9 protein-coding genes are annotated in these 21297 nt (G+C 69.2%); 6 read left to right on the forward strand and 3 right to left on the reverse strand.

Annotated elements, in window-relative coordinates; translation table 11 throughout:
- The gene (locus ACIBO2_RS17580) at window positions 1-13011 is read right to left on the reverse strand and encodes a hemopexin repeat-containing protein (protein ID WP_397297879.1); all 13011 of its coding nucleotides are present in this window, start codon (window positions 13009-13011) and stop codon (window positions 1-3) included.
- Window positions 13012-13143: 132 nt separating this feature from the next.
- Between ACIBO2_RS17580 and ACIBO2_RS17585 the strand changes: the two genes are divergently transcribed.
- The 4 genes from ACIBO2_RS17585 to ACIBO2_RS17600 all read left to right on the forward strand — a co-directional run bounded on the left by ACIBO2_RS17585 (window position 13144) and on the right by ACIBO2_RS17600 (window position 16862).
- The gene (locus tag ACIBO2_RS17585; RefSeq protein WP_358533664.1) at window positions 13144-14133 is read left to right on the forward strand and encodes an LLM class flavin-dependent oxidoreductase; all 990 of its coding nucleotides are present in this window, start codon (window positions 13144-13146) and stop codon (window positions 14131-14133) included.
- Between the two features lie 230 nt (window positions 14134-14363).
- Window positions 14364-15290 (forward strand): ATP-binding cassette domain-containing protein, encoded by a 927-nt coding sequence (locus ACIBO2_RS17590; protein WP_397297881.1) that lies wholly within the window; start codon window positions 14364-14366, stop codon window positions 15288-15290.
- The gene (locus ACIBO2_RS17595; RefSeq protein WP_358533668.1) at window positions 15287-16069 is read left to right on the forward strand and encodes an ABC-2 family transporter protein; all 783 of its coding nucleotides are present in this window, start codon (window positions 15287-15289) and stop codon (window positions 16067-16069) included. The genes ACIBO2_RS17590 and ACIBO2_RS17595 overlap by 4 nt, the downstream gene beginning before the upstream one ends.
- Window positions 16062-16862, forward strand: coding sequence for an ABC-2 family transporter protein (locus ACIBO2_RS17600; protein WP_358533670.1), 801 nt, complete (start codon window positions 16062-16064; stop codon window positions 16860-16862). The genes ACIBO2_RS17595 and ACIBO2_RS17600 overlap by 8 nt, the downstream gene beginning before the upstream one ends.
- A 5-nt stretch (window positions 16863-16867) precedes the next feature.
- On the opposite strand, the gene ACIBO2_RS17605 is transcribed toward ACIBO2_RS17600, so the two are convergent.
- A complete protein-coding gene (locus ACIBO2_RS17605) occupies window positions 16868-17647 on the reverse strand; it encodes a DeoR/GlpR family DNA-binding transcription regulator (RefSeq protein WP_358533672.1) in 780 nt (259 codons plus the stop codon).
- A 452-nt stretch (window positions 17648-18099) separates the two neighbouring features.
- Here ACIBO2_RS17605 and ACIBO2_RS17610 point away from each other — a divergent pair, with 452 nt between their 5' ends.
- Entirely contained in the window at window positions 18100-19098 is a 999-nt protein-coding gene (locus ACIBO2_RS17610; RefSeq protein WP_358533674.1) for a tagatose 1,6-diphosphate aldolase, read from the forward strand.
- Window positions 19099-19113: 15 nt separating this feature from the next.
- Complete coding sequence (locus ACIBO2_RS17615) at window positions 19114-20157, forward strand: class I mannose-6-phosphate isomerase (protein ID WP_397297884.1); 1044 nt, start codon at window positions 19114-19116, stop codon at window positions 20155-20157.
- A 10-nt stretch (window positions 20158-20167) separates the two neighbouring features.
- Here ACIBO2_RS17615 and ACIBO2_RS17620 read toward each other — a convergent pair whose 3' ends face one another.
- Window positions 20168-21208, reverse strand: a complete 1041-nt coding sequence (locus ACIBO2_RS17620) for an NAD(P)-dependent alcohol dehydrogenase (RefSeq protein ID WP_397297886.1) — start codon at window positions 21206-21208, stop codon at window positions 20168-20170.
- Between the last annotated feature and the right edge of the window lie 89 nt (window positions 21209-21297).

The following is a 21297-nucleotide window of genomic DNA, read 5'->3' on the forward strand; positions in this document are numbered from 1 at the left end:
CTACTGAACGCTCGCCCGGTACGTGAGCACCAGGCCGAGGTTGGTGAGAGCCGCCTTGTCACCCTCCAGGACCAGCACCCACGGGTTCCCGCCGACGCTGAGACCGGGGGTGCGCAGGAGCTTGCCGTCAGCGAGCGCGAGCCTCTTGTCGCCGTTGAGCAGGAAGCGCACCGAACCGCGCCCGGCCAGCTCGTACCTGGGATAGACGCCGGTGATCTGGCGCCCGCTCATGGCGGGGAACAGCGCCGGCGTGAACGGCAGGACGAGCTGGTCGTCCTCGCCCTCCTGGAACTGCGCCCACTCGTCGGGGAACTCGCTCGCCACGTCGAAGTAGCGGGCCGACGCGTACGGCTTGAGCATGCCCTTGACCGCGTTGGCGAATACCTCCCCGCCCTGGTCCGCGCTGTACTTGACGGTCACGACCACGTCGCTCAGACCGGCCGGAGCCGGGCCAGACAGCTGCAGCCGCCACCGCGAGACCGCCCCCGTGCCCTCGAACGGCAGGTAACGGTCGTCGTCCAGGCGCAGCTCGAACAGCCCGTTGTTCTCCTTGTACTCCTCGATGTCCGACAGCGCGATCTGCTGGCCGGAGCGCCAGTCCGGGCGCAGCGTGTCGGGCGGCGCGCCCTTCAGATCGAGCAGGAACTTGACCGCCTTCGGGTCGGCCGCCAGGACGGTCTTGCTGTCGAGCTGCGTCAGCGTCGCGTAGACGCCGAGCGGCCCGTCCGCACCCAGGAAGGAGACCGACAGCGTCCGGATCCGGCGCCGGAAGTGCCCGGGGAAGTCCCGGTCGAACAGCGCCTCAGTCAGCGCGAACTCGCAGCGCCTCTCGCCACGCAGGGCCAGCAGGGCGAGCGGGTCCAGGCCCAGCAGCGAGACCTTCTTGGTGATCTCCATCCCGCGGCTGTCGGTGTCGACGTACGCCTTGCCCAGCCGTTCCAGGTCGAAGCCGAGGCTGTCGCCGGCCAGCAGACCGTTGCGCCGGCTCTCCCAGTACCTCGGCTGGATGTAGCCGCCGTCGCCGTTGCTCTCGCCCCGCTCGAACTGGTAGGCCCGCTCGGCGGACCGCGCCATCTCGTACGCCAGGTTGTAGGTCTGGAAGTACAGCCCGGACATCCGCCCGGCCATCCAGTGGTAGAGCTCGGCGCCCGCGAACTTGTCCTTCATGAACGCGGCCACCGCCTCCTGGTTGGCGATGTCCTGCGTGACGACGGCGAGCTCGCGCTGGGCGATCGTCAGCTGGTGCTGGGCGCTGGTCAGCTGGTGGCCGAGCTGGGTCACGTCGCTCTTGGCCATGTTGAGCTGGAGATCCCAGTCCTGCGCCGTGCGCTCCTGCTCCGACCGCACGCCGATCAGCTCGCCGAGGGTGCTGTATCCCTCGGCCAGCGTGGAGGAGACGTCGGCCACCTTGTCGAGGGCGTTGCCGACCTGCTCGCCGCCGAAGCCCGTTCCGAAGATGAACGGGCCGAGCAGTGCCTGCGGCACGCCCAGGGCGATCGAGGCGGCGATCTTCAGGCCGCCCGCGACGAAGTGCGCGTCGGAGCCGCTCTTCATCCGGGCCAGCTGCTCGACCTGGAGCGCGGAGAGCCCGTCGGCGATCAGCTTCTCGTAGTGCTGGACCCGCGCCGTCGCCCCGTCCCTGCTCGCCTCCAGCTCGGCCAGGTTCTCCTCGGCGACCTTGATCTGCGCCTCCTTGATGCCGCGCGTCAGGGCGAGGATCGTGCCCTCCTGCCGGTTCTGCAGCAGGGCGAGCTCCTCCACGTCGCGCCGCTCCAGCACGTTGAGCAGGTCGTTGCCGAACTGCCGTACCTTGTCGGCGAGGTCCTGGGCCTTCCTGAAGACGAAGGCGAACCGGTAGTACGGCACCGGAGCCGCCATCCCCTGCGTGAGCTGGTCGAGCGAGGCACCGGACGCGGCGCCCTTGACCAGCGCCATGACATCGGCGGGCGGCTCGAACAGCGGCAGCGGCCGGCTGACGCCCATGATGTCGAGCGACTGCCGGATCTTGCGCAGCCGGTCCTCGACGCGGGACCAGTACTCAAAGAAGACGCTGTTCTCGGGCACGTAGAAGTACGGGCTCGCGACGCTCCTGTGCACCTCCCCGGGTCCCTCCAGCAGCGCTCCCCCGGCGGTCAGCGCCTTCAGCTCGTCGTCCAGCTCGTCCAGCTCCGCCAGCGGGAGGTACCGGAGGTCCTCGTAAGTCAGCGCGGCCGACAGCGGGCGCGGGCCGAGGACGTCCGGCCGCTCCCCCAGCAGGTCGTAGGCGAAGATGTAGAGCATCCTGGCCTCGTCGACGCTCTCGGCCGTGTACTGGCGGAAGAGTAGGTCACCCCAGTCGAGCAGGTTGTCGATGTAGGCCATCACCACGGCCCGGCGGTAGGCGGACGGGCGCAGCTCGGCGATCGCGTGCGGGTCGAACGGATCGTCCATGTACGCCTTGATCAACTTCCCACGGTCGCCCATGAGGTCGTACTGCCGCCGGAGCCAGGCGATCATTGCGATCCGCTCCCGCAGGCCGGACGTCCCCGGCAGGGCCTTCAGCGTGGTCTCGATGTCCTTCAGCCCCATGTCCTTAAGCTCGGTGCCCGCGAGGCCGGCCAGGAAGTCCTTGTCCTCCTGGGAGAGCTCGCCGGCCTGCTCGAACGCCGGGGCCAGCGTCGCCAGCCGGGCAAGGATCGGTTCGAGTGCGGTCGCGACGTCCGAGCCGTCGAGGCCCAGCCCGGCCAGGTCGGCGCGGCAGCTGTCGACCAGCGCTCGCAGGTCGACCGCCAGGAACGGCAGGAACCGCCAGTACCTCACCCGCTCCGTCGGGTCGAAGACGTACTCGTACCAGATCCGCGCGTCCTCGAAGCGCTGGGCGTTGTTCAGCGCCTGCGCGATGAGCAGCGGGGCGTGGAAGAAGATCTCCCAGTAGTAGATGCCGTTGGCGCTCTGGAAGTCGAGGTGCGAGCTGGACGGCGTCCCGGCCACCTGCGGCCGTACCTTGATCGTGGTCGCGTCGGAGTCGTCGAAGCTGAAGGCGGGCAGCTCGTCGGTCTCCTGCGTCTCGGGGGCCAGCAGCGCCGCGACGCCGCCGGTCAGCAGCTCCTTGTTCAGCCGGTAGGCCGTGCTCGACGTCAGCCGGACGATCTCGTGCGGCAGCCCGGCGAACTCGTACGGCCGCTGGGCCGTCGGCTCCGAGGAGTAGACGACGTAGTCGGCGCCGAGGAACAGGTAGAGCTTGGCGCCGTCGAGCACGCCGGTGAACTCGGTTTGGAAGCCTTCGGGCAGGCCGCCCCAGTTGCCGGCGACCGGCCGGTACGCCAGCTGTCCCGTCGGCTCCTGCCCCGCCTCCAGGAGCGCGTACTCGCTCGTGCCGAGCACGTAGCGCTGCCGGTTGCGCTGGATCACGGCCTTGACCTGGCTCTTCAGCTGCTTGGGGTAGCCGTCGTCGACGTAGTCGGGGACGGTTCCGTCCTTGGGGAGCGTGTAGCGGACCAGCTCCAGGCCGCTGGTCAGGTAGAGCTTGTCGCCGTCCACGTACGCGGCGTCGACGGCCTCGGTCGTGCCTATGGCCGTGGGTATGCGGCCCAGCTCCCTGGTCGGGGAGGTCCGGCCGTCCGGGGTGAGGTAGGTGCCCGCCGTGTTGTCGAAGAAGTAGGGGCCGTCGTCGTAGGAGAACGCCGCGTCTACAGGACCGCTCTGGGGCAGGCCCTCGGTGTTCTCGCTCAACGGCTGCGGGCCGTCGTCGGGCGTCTTGCCGCTGAAGCGGATGTAGGTGTCACCCGCGAAGAAGTAGACGCGGTCGCGGTGGGCGAGGGCCGAGCCCGCCACGAAGTCCTTGGGCAGCTCCCAGCGAGAGCTGATCGGCTTCAGTTCGGTCGGGTTCGTGGAGTCGACATACCGCTTCGCCGCGAAGGAGAGGAAGTACTCCGTGCCGTCGAGCGTGAACGCGGCATCCACCTTGGTCCAATGCGGCAGATTGTCGGGGTTGGTGTTGAGCGGCTTCGGGTATCCGGTGTCGGGCGCCCCGAACGGTGGGCCCGAATAGCGGTAGTACTCGGCGCCGGAGAAGACGTAGATGTGTCCGCCTCGCACCAGCACGGCGTCGACGACGCCGGACCTGAGCAGGCCGGTGCCGACGATCCCCCACCGCTCCTTGATGGAGGCCAGCTTCTCGGTGCCGAGCTTGAAGCGCTTGCCCGCGTTGTCGAAGAAGCATCGTCTGCCGTCGGGCAGCTCGAACGCGGCGTCGATCCGCTTCCACTTCGGCAGCCCGTCCGGGTTGCTCCCCAGCGGGAGCAGCGGCTCCGCCCCACTCGGCGCGGTGACCGGTCGGCACAGGAAGCTGCCGCCCTTGTGGTCGACGCTCAGCCACGGCCGGTCCAGGGTCCCGGCCGGCATGTTGAACCGGACGGCACCGGGCTCGTCCACGGGGCTGGTGTCGGGCTCGGCGAAGATCTTGTCCAGCCGGATGGCGCGCGGGGGCTCCGCCACGCCTTCGGCGTTGACCGCGTACAGCTCGGGCGTGAGCGCGAACGCCGACCTGACCCCGGCGGCGTCGGAGCAGGTGACGATGATCGAGTCGTGCAGGCCGTCCGGCCCGCCGGGGACGGTCCTCGACGCCTGCACATAGAGCCGGACGCCGGTGATCTGCTTCGCCTGGGCGCCGTCGGCGGCCAGCAACTGCGCGGCACCCCATTCCCCGTTCAGGTTGAGGAAGGAGTAGTAGATCTTGACGCGGTACATCGGCGGCGGGGTCTTGACGTTCTGGGTGTCGCCGGTCCTCGTGGCATCGATGGTCGTGTCGGACGTGACCACGACCGGGACCGTCTCCACGACCGTCCAGAACACGAACACGCGGCCGAAGGCGTGCACGGGGTAGACCCGGTCGGCGTCGATCTGGACGTCCACCTTGAGCCACGGCTCCCAGGTGGCGGAGAGGTTCACGCCGTCCCTGAACTCCGCGCCCCGGTAGTAGTAGCGGCGCGGCTCGGTCCGCGTCCGGCCGAACAGGACCAGGCGCCGGGTGCCCTCGTCGGCCCCGTCCTCGGGGTAGACGTACCCGCCGGCGATGGCCAGCCGGGAGACCTCCGTGTACTCGTCCAGATACCTCTTGTAGACCCGTTGTACGGTCTCCGGTGTGATCTCGCCCTGCAGCAGGTCGCTCTCCAACGCCTGGAACGCGGGCGTCTTGTCGGAGCGCAGCTCGGGGCGCAGGTAGTTCTCGGGATAGAGGAAGACCTTCCTGTTGGCCTCCCAGAGCCGGTAGTTCTTCAGCCAGCCCCACCAGGTCTTCAGCCGCCGTCTGACCTCGTCCTCGTCGCGGCCCGGCGGGAGCGCTACCTCCTCCAGGTCGAGGAGGTAGCGGTGCACGAAGAGCTGGGTGGCCGCGATGGCCTCCCTGACGCGCGAGGTCCGGCCGGCGCCACCCATGTCCGCGTCTATCAGGAACTTCTCGTACAGGTCGCGGGTGGACCTGAAGCCGTCCAGCCGGATGATCGCCGACGGGGCGAGGGCGTCGCGCTTGAGCAGGTTCAGCTCGTCGTGGATCTGGCCCGACAGGGTGACCCAGTCCGCTGGACCGCACGTCCGTTCGAGCAGGCCGGACAGGGCGGTGTTGGCGGCCTCGGGGGCCGGGGTCGCGCCGAAGACGCGGGACCAGACGTCGGTGTAGATCGTCGACGGCCCCGCGTCGAACTTGTCGGCGACCGCGAACACGTCGACCAGCTTCAGCACGAACTCGATCTCGAAGCGGTCCTCCTCCGGCGTGCCGGGCGTCAGCAGGGCGGCGTTGCGCTTGGCCCACCGCAGCTCGTCGGCGTCCCAGCCGAACAGGTCCGCCAGGTAGCGGTACGGATCCTCGACGGCCGCCGGTCCGTTCAGCAGGAACGCGGCCAGGCCGTCGGGACGCGACCGGGCCAGTTCGACGAACCTGACGATGGTGTGCAGATCGCTCAGCCGGTAGTCGGCGCTGTCCGACCACCGGTGCTTGATCGGCTGCGGGAAGGTACGGTCCACGGTGTCGTAGGCGCCCGAGTAACGGACGTACTCGTCGTCCCTGAGCAGGTACGTCCGGCCCTCGAAGACGAAGGCGCCGTCGGGCCCCGTCTCCTCGAAGGCGGCAGGCAGGTCGCCCCAGTCGTCTTTGACGGTCCGGGGATAGCCGGTGGCGACGTATTCGAGGTCGTTGGGCTGGTATCGGATGTACTGCCCCTGCTTGAAGGCGTACAGCTCGCCAGTCGGCGCGGCGAAGGCGGCCTCGATGCCCGGCCCGTCGGCGAACGCGTTGCGCACCTTGCCCCACAGGCTGTTGACCGGCTGATCCGGCTCGGCCCGGTCGGCACGCAGGTATCGGGGGCCCTTGAACAGGTATGTCCCGCCGTCGAGCCCCCGGAAGGCAGCGTCGAGCCCGTCGGCGAACGCGTCGGGCAGGTTCGGCAGGTCCAGGTCCTGGCTGAGCGAGCCGTCGATCGTGCGCGGGTAGCCGTCGTCCACGTAGCGATAATCCGTGTTGGTGTAGCGGACGTACTGGTCACCGGAGAACAGGAACGTGTGCGGGCCCCTGACCAGCGCCGCGTCGACCTTCTGCCGCTCCACGAGCGTGTTGCGCACGCCGCCGAGCAGCCCGAGGTCGTAGTCGGCCTCGGCCGTCACGGAGACGACGTGGCAGGCGCCGCCCACGAACAGGTACAGGTTGCGCCGGTTGGCGAGCACCGCGTCCAGCGGCCGGTCCGTCACCGCGTCCTCGAACGCCTCGGGCAGGCGGGCGAACGCCTCCTCCTGACGCAGGTTCCCGATGATCTTCTTCGGGTAGCCGGGGTCCACGTAGCGGTAATCAACGTTGGTGTAGCGGACGTACTGATCGCCCGAGAACAGGAACGTGGTCTGGCCCCCGTACACGCAGGCGGCGTCGACCGTGGTGAAGGGGTGCAGCGCGCGGCCCCACCGCTCGCGGATCGGGGCGAGCGGCGAGAAGGCGTGGTCGGCGTAGCGGGCGTAGCTCTCCCGGAAGAAGAAGTACGTCGCGCCGTCGGGCGCGGTGAACGCGGTCCTGAGGGCGTCGCCCGGCTCCAGGCCGCGGCCGAAGTCCCGCCAGATCCGCTCGGTCGGCCGCGGGTAGGACCACCGCCCGGTCGCCTCGTCGAACTGGACGCACCGCTCGCCGTACAGCAGGAGCATGGTGCCGCCCTCGAACAGCACCGCGTCGGGCACCGCGGCGCTCTCTTCGCCGGGAACCTCCCAGAAGCCGGCGTCCGTGACCATGGGGTAGCCGTCGTCGGGCTGCCGGTAGTCCTCCCCCGAATAGAGGAGGTAGCGCAGCATGCCGTCGTCGTCCGGGTGCTCGAAGACGTAGGTCCTGCCGTCGCGCACGTAGGCGAGCGCCACCCCGGTCAGCCCGGCCCAGTGGTCGGCGATGGGCAGCGGGTCCCCGTCGATCGTGTCGCTGGTGCCGGTGTAGGTGACGAACTGATCGCCGCTGAACAGGTAGGTCTTCCCGTCCACCCCGGTGAACGCCGCATCCACCGCGTTGTCCTGATAAATCGTGTTACGGGGTCGGCCCCACTCCTCCGTGAGCGGGTACGCCCGGTTCAGCCGGGTGTTGAAGCAGTTCGGCCCCTTGAACAGGTACGTGGTGCCGTCGGCGCCCTCCAGGACGGCGTCCAGGCCGGTCCTGAACTCCTCCGGCACCGGGCGCAGCGTCCGCGGCCGGACCGGCGTCGCCGAGACGGTCGTCCCCTCGATCGCCGACAGCCGCCGCCACCCGTGCGGCCCCTCGACCAGCACCGCGCCGTCCTCCACGAAGGCGCAGCTCACCGGCGCGAGATCGTCGTAGCTCCGGTACAGCTCGCTGGAGACGACGTGGCACCGCGCCCCTCTGAACAGGTAGACGTTGCGCCGATCGGCGAAGGCCGCGTCCACCCCGTCGAGCGTGACGCTCAGGTTGCCCAGCCGCGGCTCCCGGTGCAGGTCCGCGAGGGCACGCGGGTAACCCTCCTGCACGGTGGTGTAGTCGTACCCCTCGTAGCGCACGTACTGGTTCCCGGAGAACAGGTACGTGTACGTACGCGTCACCTCGACGCCCTCGACCAGCTCCGTCGCGTCCATGACCAGCGTGGCGTCGACCCGCCCGGTCCTGGCCAGGTTGCTGATCACGTTGCCCCAGAACGCCGGGACACTCGCGGGATAGCGGTCGTCGACCCTGGTGTAGTCGCGGGTGGAGTAGCGGGCGTACTGGTCGCCCGAGAACACGTACGTCCGGCCGTCCTTGCCGATGAAGGCGGCGTCGACCCTGGTGAAGGGGATGCTGTCCCAGTGCTCCCGCAGCGTGCGGGGCTCGGACCACCAGCGGTGCCGGTGGTCGAAGACCACGAAACGCTCGCCCGAGAAAAGGTACGTCTGACCGTCCCCGGCGCTGAAGACCGCGTCGATCGTGGTGAAGGCGGGGTCGTCCGCCAGCGCGGCGGGCAGATTCCACCAGTTGTCGGCGACCGGCTTGGGGTAGCCGACGTCCGGCGTGGCGTAGTCCCTGGTCGAGTAGCGGACGTAGAAGTGGCCCGCGTCGGCCTGCACCCGGATCCGCTTGGCCTCGCGGACGAGGGTGACGTCGATCCGCTGCTCGGTGACGACATGCCAGTCGGTGGTCGTGCCACTGACACTCACGCCTTCCGCGAAGGTCAGTCCGTGCTCCATGAACCGCCGCCGCAGCGCGGGCGACAGGCGGCCGGCGTTCAGCTCGTTCTCCTGCTCCAGCGGCACGTCGAAGAGCTCGCCGCCCGCGCCGAACAGGTACGTCTTGCCGTCCATGACGAACGAGGCGCCCACCTCGCGCAGCCCGCCCCAGTCGGCGGAGATCGCGCGCGGGTAACCGAGGTCCACGACGGAGTAGTCGGCGCCGGAGTATCTGAGGTATCTCCCGCCGCTGAACAGGTAGGTCTTCCCGTCCAGCCCAGTGAACGCGGCGTCGACCGTACCGCTGGGCAGTACGGGGGCCTGCACGCCCCAGCGCTCGGCCGTCGGGACGGCGGCGCCGTCTCCCTTGGCCGTCCGGCCGTCCTTGAACAGGTGGACGGCCCCGTCCCAGTCGGCCAAGGCCGCCTCGACGCCCGACTCGAACTGCCCGGGGATGCCGGGATAGTCCGACTCGATGCGCCGCGGGTAGCCGTCGTCCACGCGAACGCCGTCGTTCTCGATGCTGCCGGAGTAGCGGATCACCTGGTTGCCGGCGAAGAGGTGGACGCCGCTCGCGTCGGCGTAGGCCGCGTCCACGCGTTCGGCGCCGTCGAAGACGTTGCGGACCCGGCCCCACCGGTCGGCGATCGCCTCCTCCGTGCCCCCTACCGCTAGGTAACGCTGTCCTGTGAAGAGGTGGATCCCGCCGTCGCGGTCCTGGAAGGAGGCGTCGACCGACTTCTTGAACGCCTTGGGCAGCGGGGTGTCGTGGCCCTCCCCCTGCCACCATTCGTCGATGCCGCGCGGGTAGCCCTCGTCGACCACCGTGTAATCGGGGGTGGTGTAGCGGATGTACTGGTCGCCGGAGAAGAGGTAGGTCTTGCCGTCTTCATCCACGAACGCGCTGTCGATCCGCTGGGGGTCGTCGAAGTTGTTCCTGACCTTGCCCCAGACCTGCTCCTTCGCCGCCCAGCGGGTGCCGCCGCGCTCCCTGACGAAGGCGTGTGAGACGCCGTCGCCGCCGTGGCCGATGATCCACTCGCTGCCGTCGGGGTGCGCGAACGCGGCGTCCACACCGGTCATTCCGGTGAACCGGGTCGACAGCTCGATGAGCTGTTTCGGCCGCGGGTCGGCCAGCGCGTACGTGGCCTTCGCGTAAGTCCAGTAGCCGCCCTCGCCGAACAGGTAGATGTTGCCGTCGGAGCTGTCCAGCACGGCGTCGAACCGGTCGAGCCCCGGCGGGAGCGCCAGCGGCTCGGGGTACTTGCCGACCAGGTCCTGGTCCTGGAAGGACACGGTGACCTCGGTGGGGTCCAGGCCGAGCTTGGCCGCGAGCAGCGCGAAGCGCCGGATCCGCCGGTAGGCCTGCCGGAAGTGCGGATCCGGCGGCACGGCCGTGACCTCGCCGCTCTCCTCGGCCGCTATGAGGGCCGGCGCGGCCAGCACGTCGAGCGCCTCCTGGACGCCGCCGGTCACCGCGCCGCAGATCGCCTCGACGGTCGCCGCGGGCACGCCGAACGCGTCGGCGAGCACCGACCATAACGCCGCCCGCTGCTGCTCGGCCCGCCGCTCCAGCGTGTCCGTGATCTCGTCCAGCGCTGCGGCGAGCTCCTTGGCCACGGGGTGCAGCAGGAAGAACAGCTCCTTGGCGTAGTCCTCCACGCCGGGCACCGTGAAGTCGAGCGCGTTGGTCGCGGCGCGGAAGTAGTCGAGCCGGTCCTCGGGCACGGCCAGCGCCTCGTCGAGATGCCCGGCCGCGACGAGCACGCTCACCAGGTCGGCCCGCTCCCCGTCGTCGAAGCCCAGCTCGGTGACCGCCTGAAGGTCGAGCCGGTACGGCTGCTCGTCCTTCAGGACCTCCGCGATCCGGCCGGCGACGATCACCTGCTCGGCGGGCCGGAACCCGTCCCCCAGGTCCACCTCAACGCTCTCGTCGAGCACCCGGCCCTCTCGGAGGTAGGGGCCTTCGAGGGCGTCGATCACCCGCTGGGCGATCGCGTCGTCGGCGACGTCCACGAAGTCGTCGGGCGTGAAGGCGTACGTCTCCTTCTGGAACGCCGCGATCTGCTCCTTCATCGCGTCGAGAATGGCCCGGCGGCGCGGATAGAACTCCAGCGCCAGCCCGAAGTCATCCAGCCGCAGCCCGGCCAGCGCGACCTTGTCGAGGTAGCCGCCGTCCTCGTCGAGGTAGCCGTTGAAGCGCAGGCCGGCCAGCAGCGCCGCCTCGTCCACCCCCAGCTCGGCGAAGATCTCGGGGTCGAGCGTGAGCGGCTCCCGCCTGAACCGGTCGATCCGGTCGAGCAGCTCGGCCAGTACGCCCGGCGCGACGTCGTCGAGATCCGCGTTGACCATGAACCGCCCGGCGTTCGCCTCGTCCGCGAAGAAGCCGGGGTCGATGACGTCGCCCTCGCTGTCGAGGTAGCCGTTGAAGACGAGGTTGTCGTACAGCTCGGCCTGCTGCTCCTCCCGCAGGTTGCCGAGGGAGGCCAGATCGGAGGGGAAGAAGGACGCGGTGCCGTTGCCGAGACTGTTGATCAGCTTGAACAGCGGCTCGGCGAACGAGCCGTAGTCCCTCGCCAGCCGCAGCTCCGCCACCGTCTTCGGCAGCCCGTCGGCGACGAGCGCGCCGTCACTCTGAAGGCGGCCGGCGAAGACCAGGTTGGCGAAGATCTTCGCCGTCAGCCGCTCGTCCAGCCCCAGGTCGACGAAGTCCTCCTTGACGATCAGCCCGAGGTCGGTGACGGCGTCGTAGGCCGCCTGCCGCGCCTTGGTCCGGTCGAGGCGGAGCAGGCGCTCGTCCCGGGCGCAGACCACGCCGTCGTCGTAGGCGGTCAGGACGTCGTGGAGCACCTGGGACGCCCGTTCGCCGAACCGGCGCGACACGAACAGCTCGGGGCTCATCGCGACCGACTCGAACCGCCGGTTGACCCCGTCGAGCACGGCCACCTGGTCGTCGTCGGCCGGTGTCCCCCCGCCGAGGATGTCGGCCAGCTCCTGTGCGCTGAACCCGCCGTCCTGCATCCAGCGCCCGACGGCGAGCAGCGTCTGCGCCAGCCACAGGCTCGACGCCACGTCCGAGCCCTCAAGGATCCGGTAGCAGTCGCGGGTCCGCGGCTCCGTACCGCCGAGGATCGGGAAGGTCGTGTACCGCTGCAGCGACGGATCGCTCTCCAGCACCTCCAGCAGGTCGAACAGCTCGCCGACGGACAGGCCGAGCGCCGCGACGAGCCGCCCGGCCCGTTGCAGCAGCGCGATCGCGGACAGCCCGATCTCTCCCCGGTCGAACGGGCTCGGCTCCAGCGCGGCGTACCTGTCGCGGTAGCGCAGGACGATGTCGACGATGTCGTTCTCGGCCGTCTCGATGGAACGTGCCAAACGGCGACGGTACTCCTTGTTATGTGTTGCCAGGATGTCCCCGGACACCTCGGGCAGATCCTCGAGCTCGGCCGGTTCGATCGGCACGGCCAGGCCGCACACCCCGTCGACGGTCAGCTCGTAGCCCTTCTGGAGGAACACGATCACGGCGATGGTGCGCAGCGCGGCCGCGTCCAGCTGGTTGTCGCAGCAGGTGGTGAGCACCCGGTCGAGGTCGGTCATGCTCAGACCGGTCTTGCGGGCCAGCCGGACGAACCTGTTGACCCGCTCGAACCACACGAACCCGGCACCGACCAGTCGCCGGCCGTCTATGGCCGTAGGGGCCTCATTTCCCCCATTGACGAAGAACTTGGCGGGCGGCCGTTGCGGATCATCGCCCTGGTAGACCAGCTCGCGTACCTCGACCGTGGTCAGCCCGGTCGCCCGCCTGAACCGCTCGACGTCCTCGAGCGCGCTGAGCGGCTCCTCCGCGCCGAGCCCGTAGTCGGCTCTGAGCTGCTCTTCAGAGGTGACCGGTACGGTCACGACCTGGACATCCTCGGCCGAGAGCGCGAGACACAGCCGCGCGACCACGTCGGGATCCACGTCGGGGGCGAAGAGCCGGTAGAACTCCTCGGGCGCGACCTTGAGCTGGCGCAGGTACATCTTGAACTGCTCGGCCAGCAGGGAGAACGGCATCCCGAACGGGTGGCGGGCCGCGCGCAGCGTCTCGTACGGGTCGCTCCCGACGACCGTCTCCAGCACCTCGTTGACGATGTCGAGGTAGGGCGACTCGGTGAACGTGTGCTCGGCGTCGAGCGGGATCCTGGCCAGATCGGGCCGCCGCGCCAGCAGGTCGGGGTCCCGGAAGACGCCTTCCAGGAGCCGGAGCAGGTCTACGAGATAGGCGGCCGGTGAGTAGACCGACCGGGCCTCGTCGCCCTCGTAGAAGTCGAGTTCGCCGAAGAGCTGCTCATAGCTGGGTAACGCGTCGTCCCTGCGCAATGTGATCCCCCCTAATTGGATCCCCGTGTGTGCCGACTCATGTTCGCCTAGCCACGGGGAGAGGAATACTGGCCGCCGGGGTAACTGTTCGGTCGCCGAAATAACCATGACTCGTCCGCGGTTGCACCGTTCATGGCTTTCCCGCTCTCCATCCTTGACCTTGCACATATCGGCGACGGAGAGACGGCTGGCGACAGCTTCCGCGCCAGCGTGACCATGGCCCAGCGCGCGGAGGAGTGGGGCTACCAGCGGATCTGGTACGCGGAGCACCACAACATGCCCTCCATCGCCTCATCCGCGACCAGTGTCCTCATAGCCCACGTAGCCTCACAGACCCAAACGATTCGCCTCGGGGCCGGCGGCATCATGCTGCCCAACCACGCCCCGCTGACCATCGCCGAGCAGTTCGGCACGCTCGAAACCCTGCACCCCGGGCGCATCGACCTCGGCCTCGGCCGGGCGCCGGGCAGCGACCAGCAGACCATGCGCGCCCTGCGCCGCAACCCGGCCTCCGCCGACGACTTCCCGCAGGACGTACTGGAGCTCCAGGGCTACCTGACGGGCGAATCCCGCATCCCGGGCATCGACGCGACCCCGGGCAAGGGCACTGACGTGCCGCTCTACATCCTCGGCTCGTCCCTGTTCGGCGCCAAGCTCGCCGCCATGCTCGGCCTCCCGTACGCCTTCGCCTCCCACTTCGCCCCGACCGCGCTGGAGGACGCCGTCGCGCTCTACCGGCGCGAGTTCCAGCCGTCCAGGCAGCTGGCGGAGCCGTACGTCATCGCCGGAGTCAACGTCGTCGCGGCGGACACCACGGAAGAGGCGGAGGCGCAGTTCCTGGACGCCAAGCGCAGCAGGGTGACTCGGTTCCTCGGGCGTGGCCAGACGTTCACCCCGGAGGAGGCCGACGTCATCCTCGCCTCACCGGCCGGGCAGCAGCTCCTGCAGATGGCCAAGTACTCCGGCGTCGGAACCGCCGCCGAGGTGCGCGACTACCTCGACCGCTTCGCCAAGCAGGCCCAGGCGGACGAGCTGATCGTCGTCTCCATGGCCCCCGACCGGAAAGCCTGGCTGCGCTCCCTCGAATTGTTGGCCCCAGTCACGGGAATGTCTGGCGGCTGACTTCGGTTACATAACTCGTGGCCGGTGTGCCCAGTGTCCCCGGGCCTCACCTATTGCCTTCGCGGAATACCGTTCGGCTGGAGCCGCGTTGTGCCTTTCGCCGAGAGGCGACACGCACACCGGTACGCACCTCGTAGGGCCGAGGCCCCGCCAGAACACTGGCGGGGCCTCAGCTGTTTCTCGGCCGGAAATCAATTGCCACACCGCATCCTTCACTGAAGGATGTCTTCATGATCAAGGTCGAGTCACTGACGAAGGTCTTCCGCCGGCCTCGAACCTTCTCCGGCCCCATGGGCGCCCTGCGTACCCTCCTCACCCGCCAGTACGACGAGCGGATCGCCGTCGACGACGTCAGCTTCGAGATCCCCGAAGGCGAGGTCGTCGGCTACCTCGGCCCCAACGGCGCGGGCAAATCCACCACCGTGAAAATGCTGACCGGCATCCTCACCCCCACCAGCGGCCTGATCGAAGTGGCCGGACGGGTGCCCTGGCGGGACCGCAAGGCCAACGCCAAATCCGTCGGCGTGGTGTTCGGCCAGCGCAGCCAGCTCTGGTGGGACCTGCCGCTGATCGAGTCGTTACGCCTGGTCGGCGACCTGTACGACGTACCCGCCGACCGTTACACCACCTCGCTGCGCCGCATGCGCGACCTGCTCGGCCTCGACGACTTCCTGGACACCCCGGTCCGCCAGCTCAGCCTCGGCCAGCGGATGCGCGGCGACCTGGCGGCCGCGATGCTCTACGACCCGCCCATCCTGTATCTGGACGAACCGACCGTCGGCCTCGACGTCCTGGCCAAGCAGGCGGTACGCGAGTTCATCTCCGACACCAACCAGGCCGGGCGCACCACGGTCGTCCTGACCACCCACGACCTGGCCGACGTCGAGGCGCTGTGCAAGCGCATCATCGTGATCGACAAGGGCCGGGTGCTCTATGACGGCGGCATCGACGCGCTCGTCACCGCCTACGCCCCGCCCCGGCGGCTGGCGATCCACCTGGCCGACGGCCAGACCCGCACCTTCGACATCGCCGGCGGCGCCTCCGTCCCCGAGTTGATCGGCCAGGTCGCCGCCGAACAGAGCATCCGCGACCTGTCCATCCAGGAGCCCGACCTGGAGGGCGTGATCAAGCAGCTGTACGTCGAGGGCGCGCGATGATCCGCCCGCTGATCGGGACTGCCCGCATCGGCCTGCGCTTCCAGCTCGCGTACCGCAGCAGCGTGATCATGACCGTGCTGACGCTGATCGCGCAGGTCTTCCTGCTGCGCATGGTCTGGACCTCGGTGTACGGCGCGCAGCAGCAAGCCCAGGGCATGACGCTCCCGCAGCTCCTGGCCTACCTGAGCCTGGCCAACCTCCAGGCGTTCGCCACCACGCCGGTCATCTCGTACATCGCCCTGTTCAGGATCCGTACCGGCATGGTGTTCTTCGACCTGTCCCGGCCGACCGGCTACCTGCCGCAGCTGGCCGCCTTCCAGGCCGGGCACACCGCCGGCGGCCTCCTCCTGCTAGCACCTGCCATCCCGGTGGTCCTGCTGGTCGGCTCGATCACCCCCACCGGCCAGCCGCTCGCCTACGCCGGGACGCTGCTGCTCGGCTACGCCATCTCGGTGCAGTTGTCGCTGCTCATCTGCTTGATCGGCTTCTGGACGCTGGAGACCAGCGCGATCGCGCTGCTGTACCGGCTGACCAGCCAGTTCTTCGCCGGGACGCTGGTCCCGCTGTCGTTCTTCCCCGGCGCGCTGGGCACCCTGGCCGAGGCGCTGCCGTTCAAGTACCTGGGCTACGTGCCCGCGGCCGTCTATGTGGGCCACCTGTCGGGCGCCTCTGTCCGGCAAGCGCTGGCCGCCGAGGTCGCATGGGTCGCCGGGCTCACGGTCCTGCTGTGGGCGATCTGGCAGCGGGCCCACCGCAGGGTGGTGATCAACGGTGGCTGAGCTCGCCCGCACCCTGCGCCTGTACTGGCGACTCCAGCGTGCCACCATGCGCGGCGCCCTGCGGTATCGGCTCAACGCGCTGATCGGCATCGCGACCGGGGCGGTCTACCAGGGCAGCGGCTTCGCCTTCGTGTGGGTCGTCATGCACACCTTCCCCTCCATGGCCGGCTGGACCCTACGGGAGGTCGCCTTCCTGTACGGCCTGCGCCTGACCGCCCACGCGCTCTGCATGCTGCCACTGAGCAGCCTCATCTTCATGGAGTGGCTGGTCCGCGAGGGCGAACTGGACCGCGTCCTGCTCCGCCCGCTCAACCCGCTCCTCCAGATCATGACCAAACGCATGGGCGTCGGCCAGGTAGGCGACCTGCTGACCGGCCTGGTCCTGTTGCTGGTGGCGGCCCCCGCCTGGAGCCCGTCCATGGCGGCTCTCTGCCTGCTGGCCGTCATAGGCGGCGCGCTGGTGGAGGCCTCGGTACACCTGTCGCTGGCGTCCCTGTCGATGCGCATGCTGGACACCGCCGCTCTGCGCGGGTTCCTGGATGACGTGTTCAGCAAGTTCGGCTCGTACCCGATGAGTGTGTTCGGCGGGGTTACGCAGTGGTTGCTGACGTTCGTGCTGCCGGTCGCGTTCGTGGCGTACGTACCGGCGAGCGTGCTGCTGGGCAAGGCGGCGTCGCTGAACGTGCCCGCCTTCGTGGCGTACGGCAGCCCGCTCCTGGGCATCGCCCTGTTCACCCTCGCCTATCGCTTCTGGTGCCACCAACTCCGGCATTACCAGAGCGTGGGCAGCTAGGACGTTCATCCCACGGTGACCAGCTCCACCTCGGCGTCCTTCAACGCCACGGCGAGGTCCTCGGGCGGCGGCGCGTCGGTGACCAGGATCGATACCCGGTCGAGGCCGCAGATGTGCACGAAAGCGCTCCTGCCGAACTTCGACGCGTCGGCCACGACGACGACCCGCGTGCCCGCGTCGATCATCTGGCGCATCATCTGGGCCTCTTGCAGGTTGCTGGTGGACAGCCCGCCACTGGCCGAGATGCCGCCGACGCCGATCACCGCGGTGTCGGCGCTGATGCCCTGGGTGTCGGCGAAAGTCACCGGACCGATGGTGACATTCGACGAGATACGGCAGCTGCCGCCGATGACGTAGAGGTCGCGCACGGCGTCCTGCGGGATCTCGGGGGGCAGGCGCAGATTGTTCGTCACCACCGTGAGGTCACGCTTGCCGGCGAGCGCCCGGACCACTTCGAGCGTGGTCGTGCCGCCGTTGACGATCAGAGTCTCGCCGCTGGAGATGAGCTGCGCCGCGGCGATGCCGATGGCCTGCTTGGCCTGGTGGTGCACGGCCGCGCGACTGTCGAACGGGGTATCGGCCGTGGCCAGTTCGTCCGTGCGCATCGCGCCGCCGTGAGTGCGGGCGATCAACTGCCGCTCCGCGAGGTGGTCGAGGTCACGACGGACGGTGTCCATCGACACGGCGAAACGTTCTGCCAGCTCGGCCACGGTGGCGTGACCGCGTTCGCGGACGTGCCGCACGAGTTCGGCGCGACGCTTGGCGGGCAGTGCCGTGTCCTGCATGATCGACTCCTGAGGTGCGACTTATTGCGGTTAATTTCAGGTTTCTGCGACCTCACCATTGACCAATTCGCGAAAACAAGCATATTATCGCAGATATAGGCAAGTCTGCCTAGCGAATACGGCAGGAACCCGCAATCTCGTCATCCCCCGGACCACTGTGTTCAGACTCCTGCGTCTTAGGAGAAGCGATGACAGCCAGCAGTCCTCGGTCCCTCGGGCGGCGCGCCGCATCGCGACTTGGCGCCGCAGCGGCCACGACGCCGCTGCCGGCCTGCTGTGGTTCCCGTCAGGCGGGCCGATGCCGTACCTGGCCCATCCGGGCCCACCACGATCGGGCTCGACGACACGTTCGTCGCCGGCGTGCTGCTCTCCGACCGCCCGCACGATGAGCGGGCGAGCCGAAGCAGGCCACCGCTTGAGCCCTACGTTCAAGTAACACCTGGAGACACCCAGTGAACTCGATCATCGATCCTGGCAAGATCCGTGGTCTGCAGCGCGTCACCAGCGCCGATGGTTACTTCCTCATCTGCGCCCTCGACCACCTGTCCGACTTCGCCGAACTGCTCGCGCCCGACCCGGCGAGCGTCACCTTCGCCGATGTCGTCGCCGCGAAGGACGCGGTGGTCCGCGCCGTGGCCCCGTCGATCTCGGCCGTGCTGCTCGACCCGTTGTACGCCCTCGGCCACCTCGTGGCCTCCGGCGCGGTGCCCGGCACAGTCGGGCTGATGTCGAGCATCGAGGACGAGGACTACCGGCACGCGGACGGACCGCGCCGTACCCGGCTGCGCGCGAACTGGAGCGCCACCCAGATCAAGATGACCGGCGCCGACATGTGCAAGTTGCTGTGGTTCTACCGCCCCGACGGCGGTCGAGTCGTCGCCGAGCAGCAGCGGCAGCTCGTGGCCGGCCTCGTCGCCGAATGCGCCGAGCTCAGCCTGCCCCTGGTGGTCGAGCCGATCTGGTATCCGCTGCCGGGCGAGGACCCGACCACCGCCGAGTGGAAGGCCGCCCGGGTGCGTGGCATCATCGCCTCCGCCGCGACCGCCGACAAGCTCGGCGTCGACACGCTCAAGGTGGAGTTCCCCGGCTACGTCGACACGGAAGAAGGACGCGCGCAGGCGGCCGCCGCCTGCGCGGAGCTGGACTCGATGGTGAGCGTACCGTGGGTCATCCTGTCCGCCGGGGTGGAATATGCCGACTTCAAGACGCAGGTCGAGATCGCCTGCCAGGCCGGCGCCGCCGGCTACCTCGCCGGCCGGTCGATCTGGCGCGACGCCGTGTCCACCCACGACCCCGCCGCCCGCGAGGAAGCCACCGCGGCGGCCAGGGCGCGACTCGAGGAGCTCAACGAGGTGACGCGGCGGTATGGGCGCCCCTTCACACCGGCCCGGCCACTCGACGTAGTGGTCAAGGAACTACCCAGCGAATGGTACCGATCATGGAACGCCTGACCTCGGAGCACATGCATGCCCAGCTTCCTTCTGCCCGCGAACACTCCGCGCTCGTTCTACCGGGGTGCCGGGCGTATCGGCCGGTTCCGCGGGATTCCGTCCGCCGATGATCCCTACTACCCGGAGGATTGGGTCGCCTCGACCACCAGCCGGCACGGAGCGGCGCCCGCTGGACTGACCACGCTGCCCGACGGCCGGTCACTCGCCGAGGCGATCGCCGGCGATCCCGTGTGGTGGCTGGGCGAACAACACCTCGCGGAACACGGCGCCGACCCCGCGATCCTGGTGAAACTGCTGGACGCGGGGGAACGGCTACCACTGCACGTGCACCCCGATCGGCGATTCGCCGCCGACCACCTGGCCTCGCCGTACGGGAAGACCGAGGCATGGGTGATCGTCTCGGCCGAGCCGGAGGCGGCGGTGCATCTCGGCTTCGCCAGGGATGTCGAGCCGGACGAACTCGCCCGCTGGGTCGCGGACCAGCGAATCGATCAAATGCTCGACGCCACGAACCGCGTGCCGGTGCGGGCCGGCGACGCCATCGTGTGCCCCGCGGGTCTGCCGCACGCCATCGGGGCCGGGATCCTCATGGTGGAGGTACAGGAGCCGACCGACTTCTCCGTGCTGCTCGAATGGGAGGGCTTCGCCGTCGACGGCCCCGCCGTCGGGCACCTGGGCCTCGGCTACGACCAGGCGCTCGGCTGCGTCGACAGGAGCGGCTGGGGCGCGGACCGGCTGAACGAGCTACGCCGCGCCCGCCAAGCGGCGGATGACGCCCGGCCCGGGGTCCGCCGCCTCTTCGCCGAGCTCGCCGACGAGTTCTTCGCCGCCGAGAGGCTGCGTCCCGATCCCGTCAGCGTGCTGGAGCCGGCGTACTCGATCGTCGCGGTCACCGATGGCGCCGGGAGCCTCACGACCGAACATGCCGCTCCGGTCCCGGTCAAGGCCGGAGACACGCTGCTCCTCCCGTACGCGGCCGGGTGGTGCACTCTGCGCGGCGACACCGCGGCGGTGCGCTGCAAGCCGGCCCAGAAGTCCACCGAAGACTTGACCGATTGAGACGTCCTGTTCAGGACAGGTCAGACATGTCGAGCACGAACCGGTAGCGGACGTCGTTGCGCTGGAGACGGCTGAGGGCTTCGTTCACGCGTGCCGAGGGAAGCAGCTCGATGTCGGCGGTGATACCGCGCTCGGCGCAGAACGCCAGCATGGCGGCGGTCGCGGGCCGCCCGCCGCTGCCCGCGGAGCTGAGCCTCTTACGTCCGACGAGCAGATCGGTGGTCTGTACGGTGACCGGTCCGAGGTGCCCGAGGTGGCTGAGCGTCCCGTCCATGGCGACCAGCCGCAGGTACGGGCCGAGGTCGTGGGGGGCGGAGATGGTGTCGATGACGACGTCGAACCGGTCCCGGGCCGCGGCCATCTGTCCCGGATCCGTGGAGTCGATGAGGCCATGGGCGCCCAGGCGACGGGCGTCGTCGATTTTGTCCGCCGACCGGCTGATGACCGTGGTGTCGGCACCGAGCGCCACGGCGAGTTTTACCGCGAGATGGCCCAGGCCGCCAAGTCCCGCCACGGCGACGCGGGCACCCGGTCCCACGCCGATTGTGTGCAGCGGCTCCCAGACGGTGACCCCGGCGCAGAGCAGAGGGGCCGCGGCGGCGGGGTCGAGGCCGGCGGGCAGGGGGTAGGCGAAATGGTCGCGGACGACGTATTCGCGGGAGTAGCCGCCCAGTGTGGTGGACCCGTCGCGGCGGTCGGTGCCACCGTAGGTCAGGGTCGGGAACTCATGGCAGAAGTTCTCCTGATCGGCCCGGCACATGGCGCACACGCCACACGAGTCGACGATGTTTCCGACCGCGACCGGGTCACCGACGCCGAACCGGGTGACTTCGGGCCCGACCTCGGTCACCAACCCCGTGAACTCGTGGCCCGGCACAAGAGGGACGCTCGTGTCGCCGGGATGAGCACTGACGGCATGCAGATCGGAGTGGCAGACACCGCAGTAGTCGACGCGTACCGCGATGTCGTCGGGCCGCAGGTCGCGCCGTTCAAGTGAGACCCGCCGCAGTGTCGCGGAACCGTCCGCCTGCCATCCCATTGTGCTCCTCATACGCCCACTCCTTCGTAAACAGACTGTTCGGTCTATCGCAGGCTAACCGGCCGTCGGCCACAAAACAAACCGACTGTTCTGTTTGATAG

The organism is Nonomuraea sp. NPDC050022 (assembly GCF_044460705.1).
Classification (GTDB): domain Bacteria; phylum Actinomycetota; class Actinomycetes; order Streptosporangiales; family Streptosporangiaceae; genus Nonomuraea.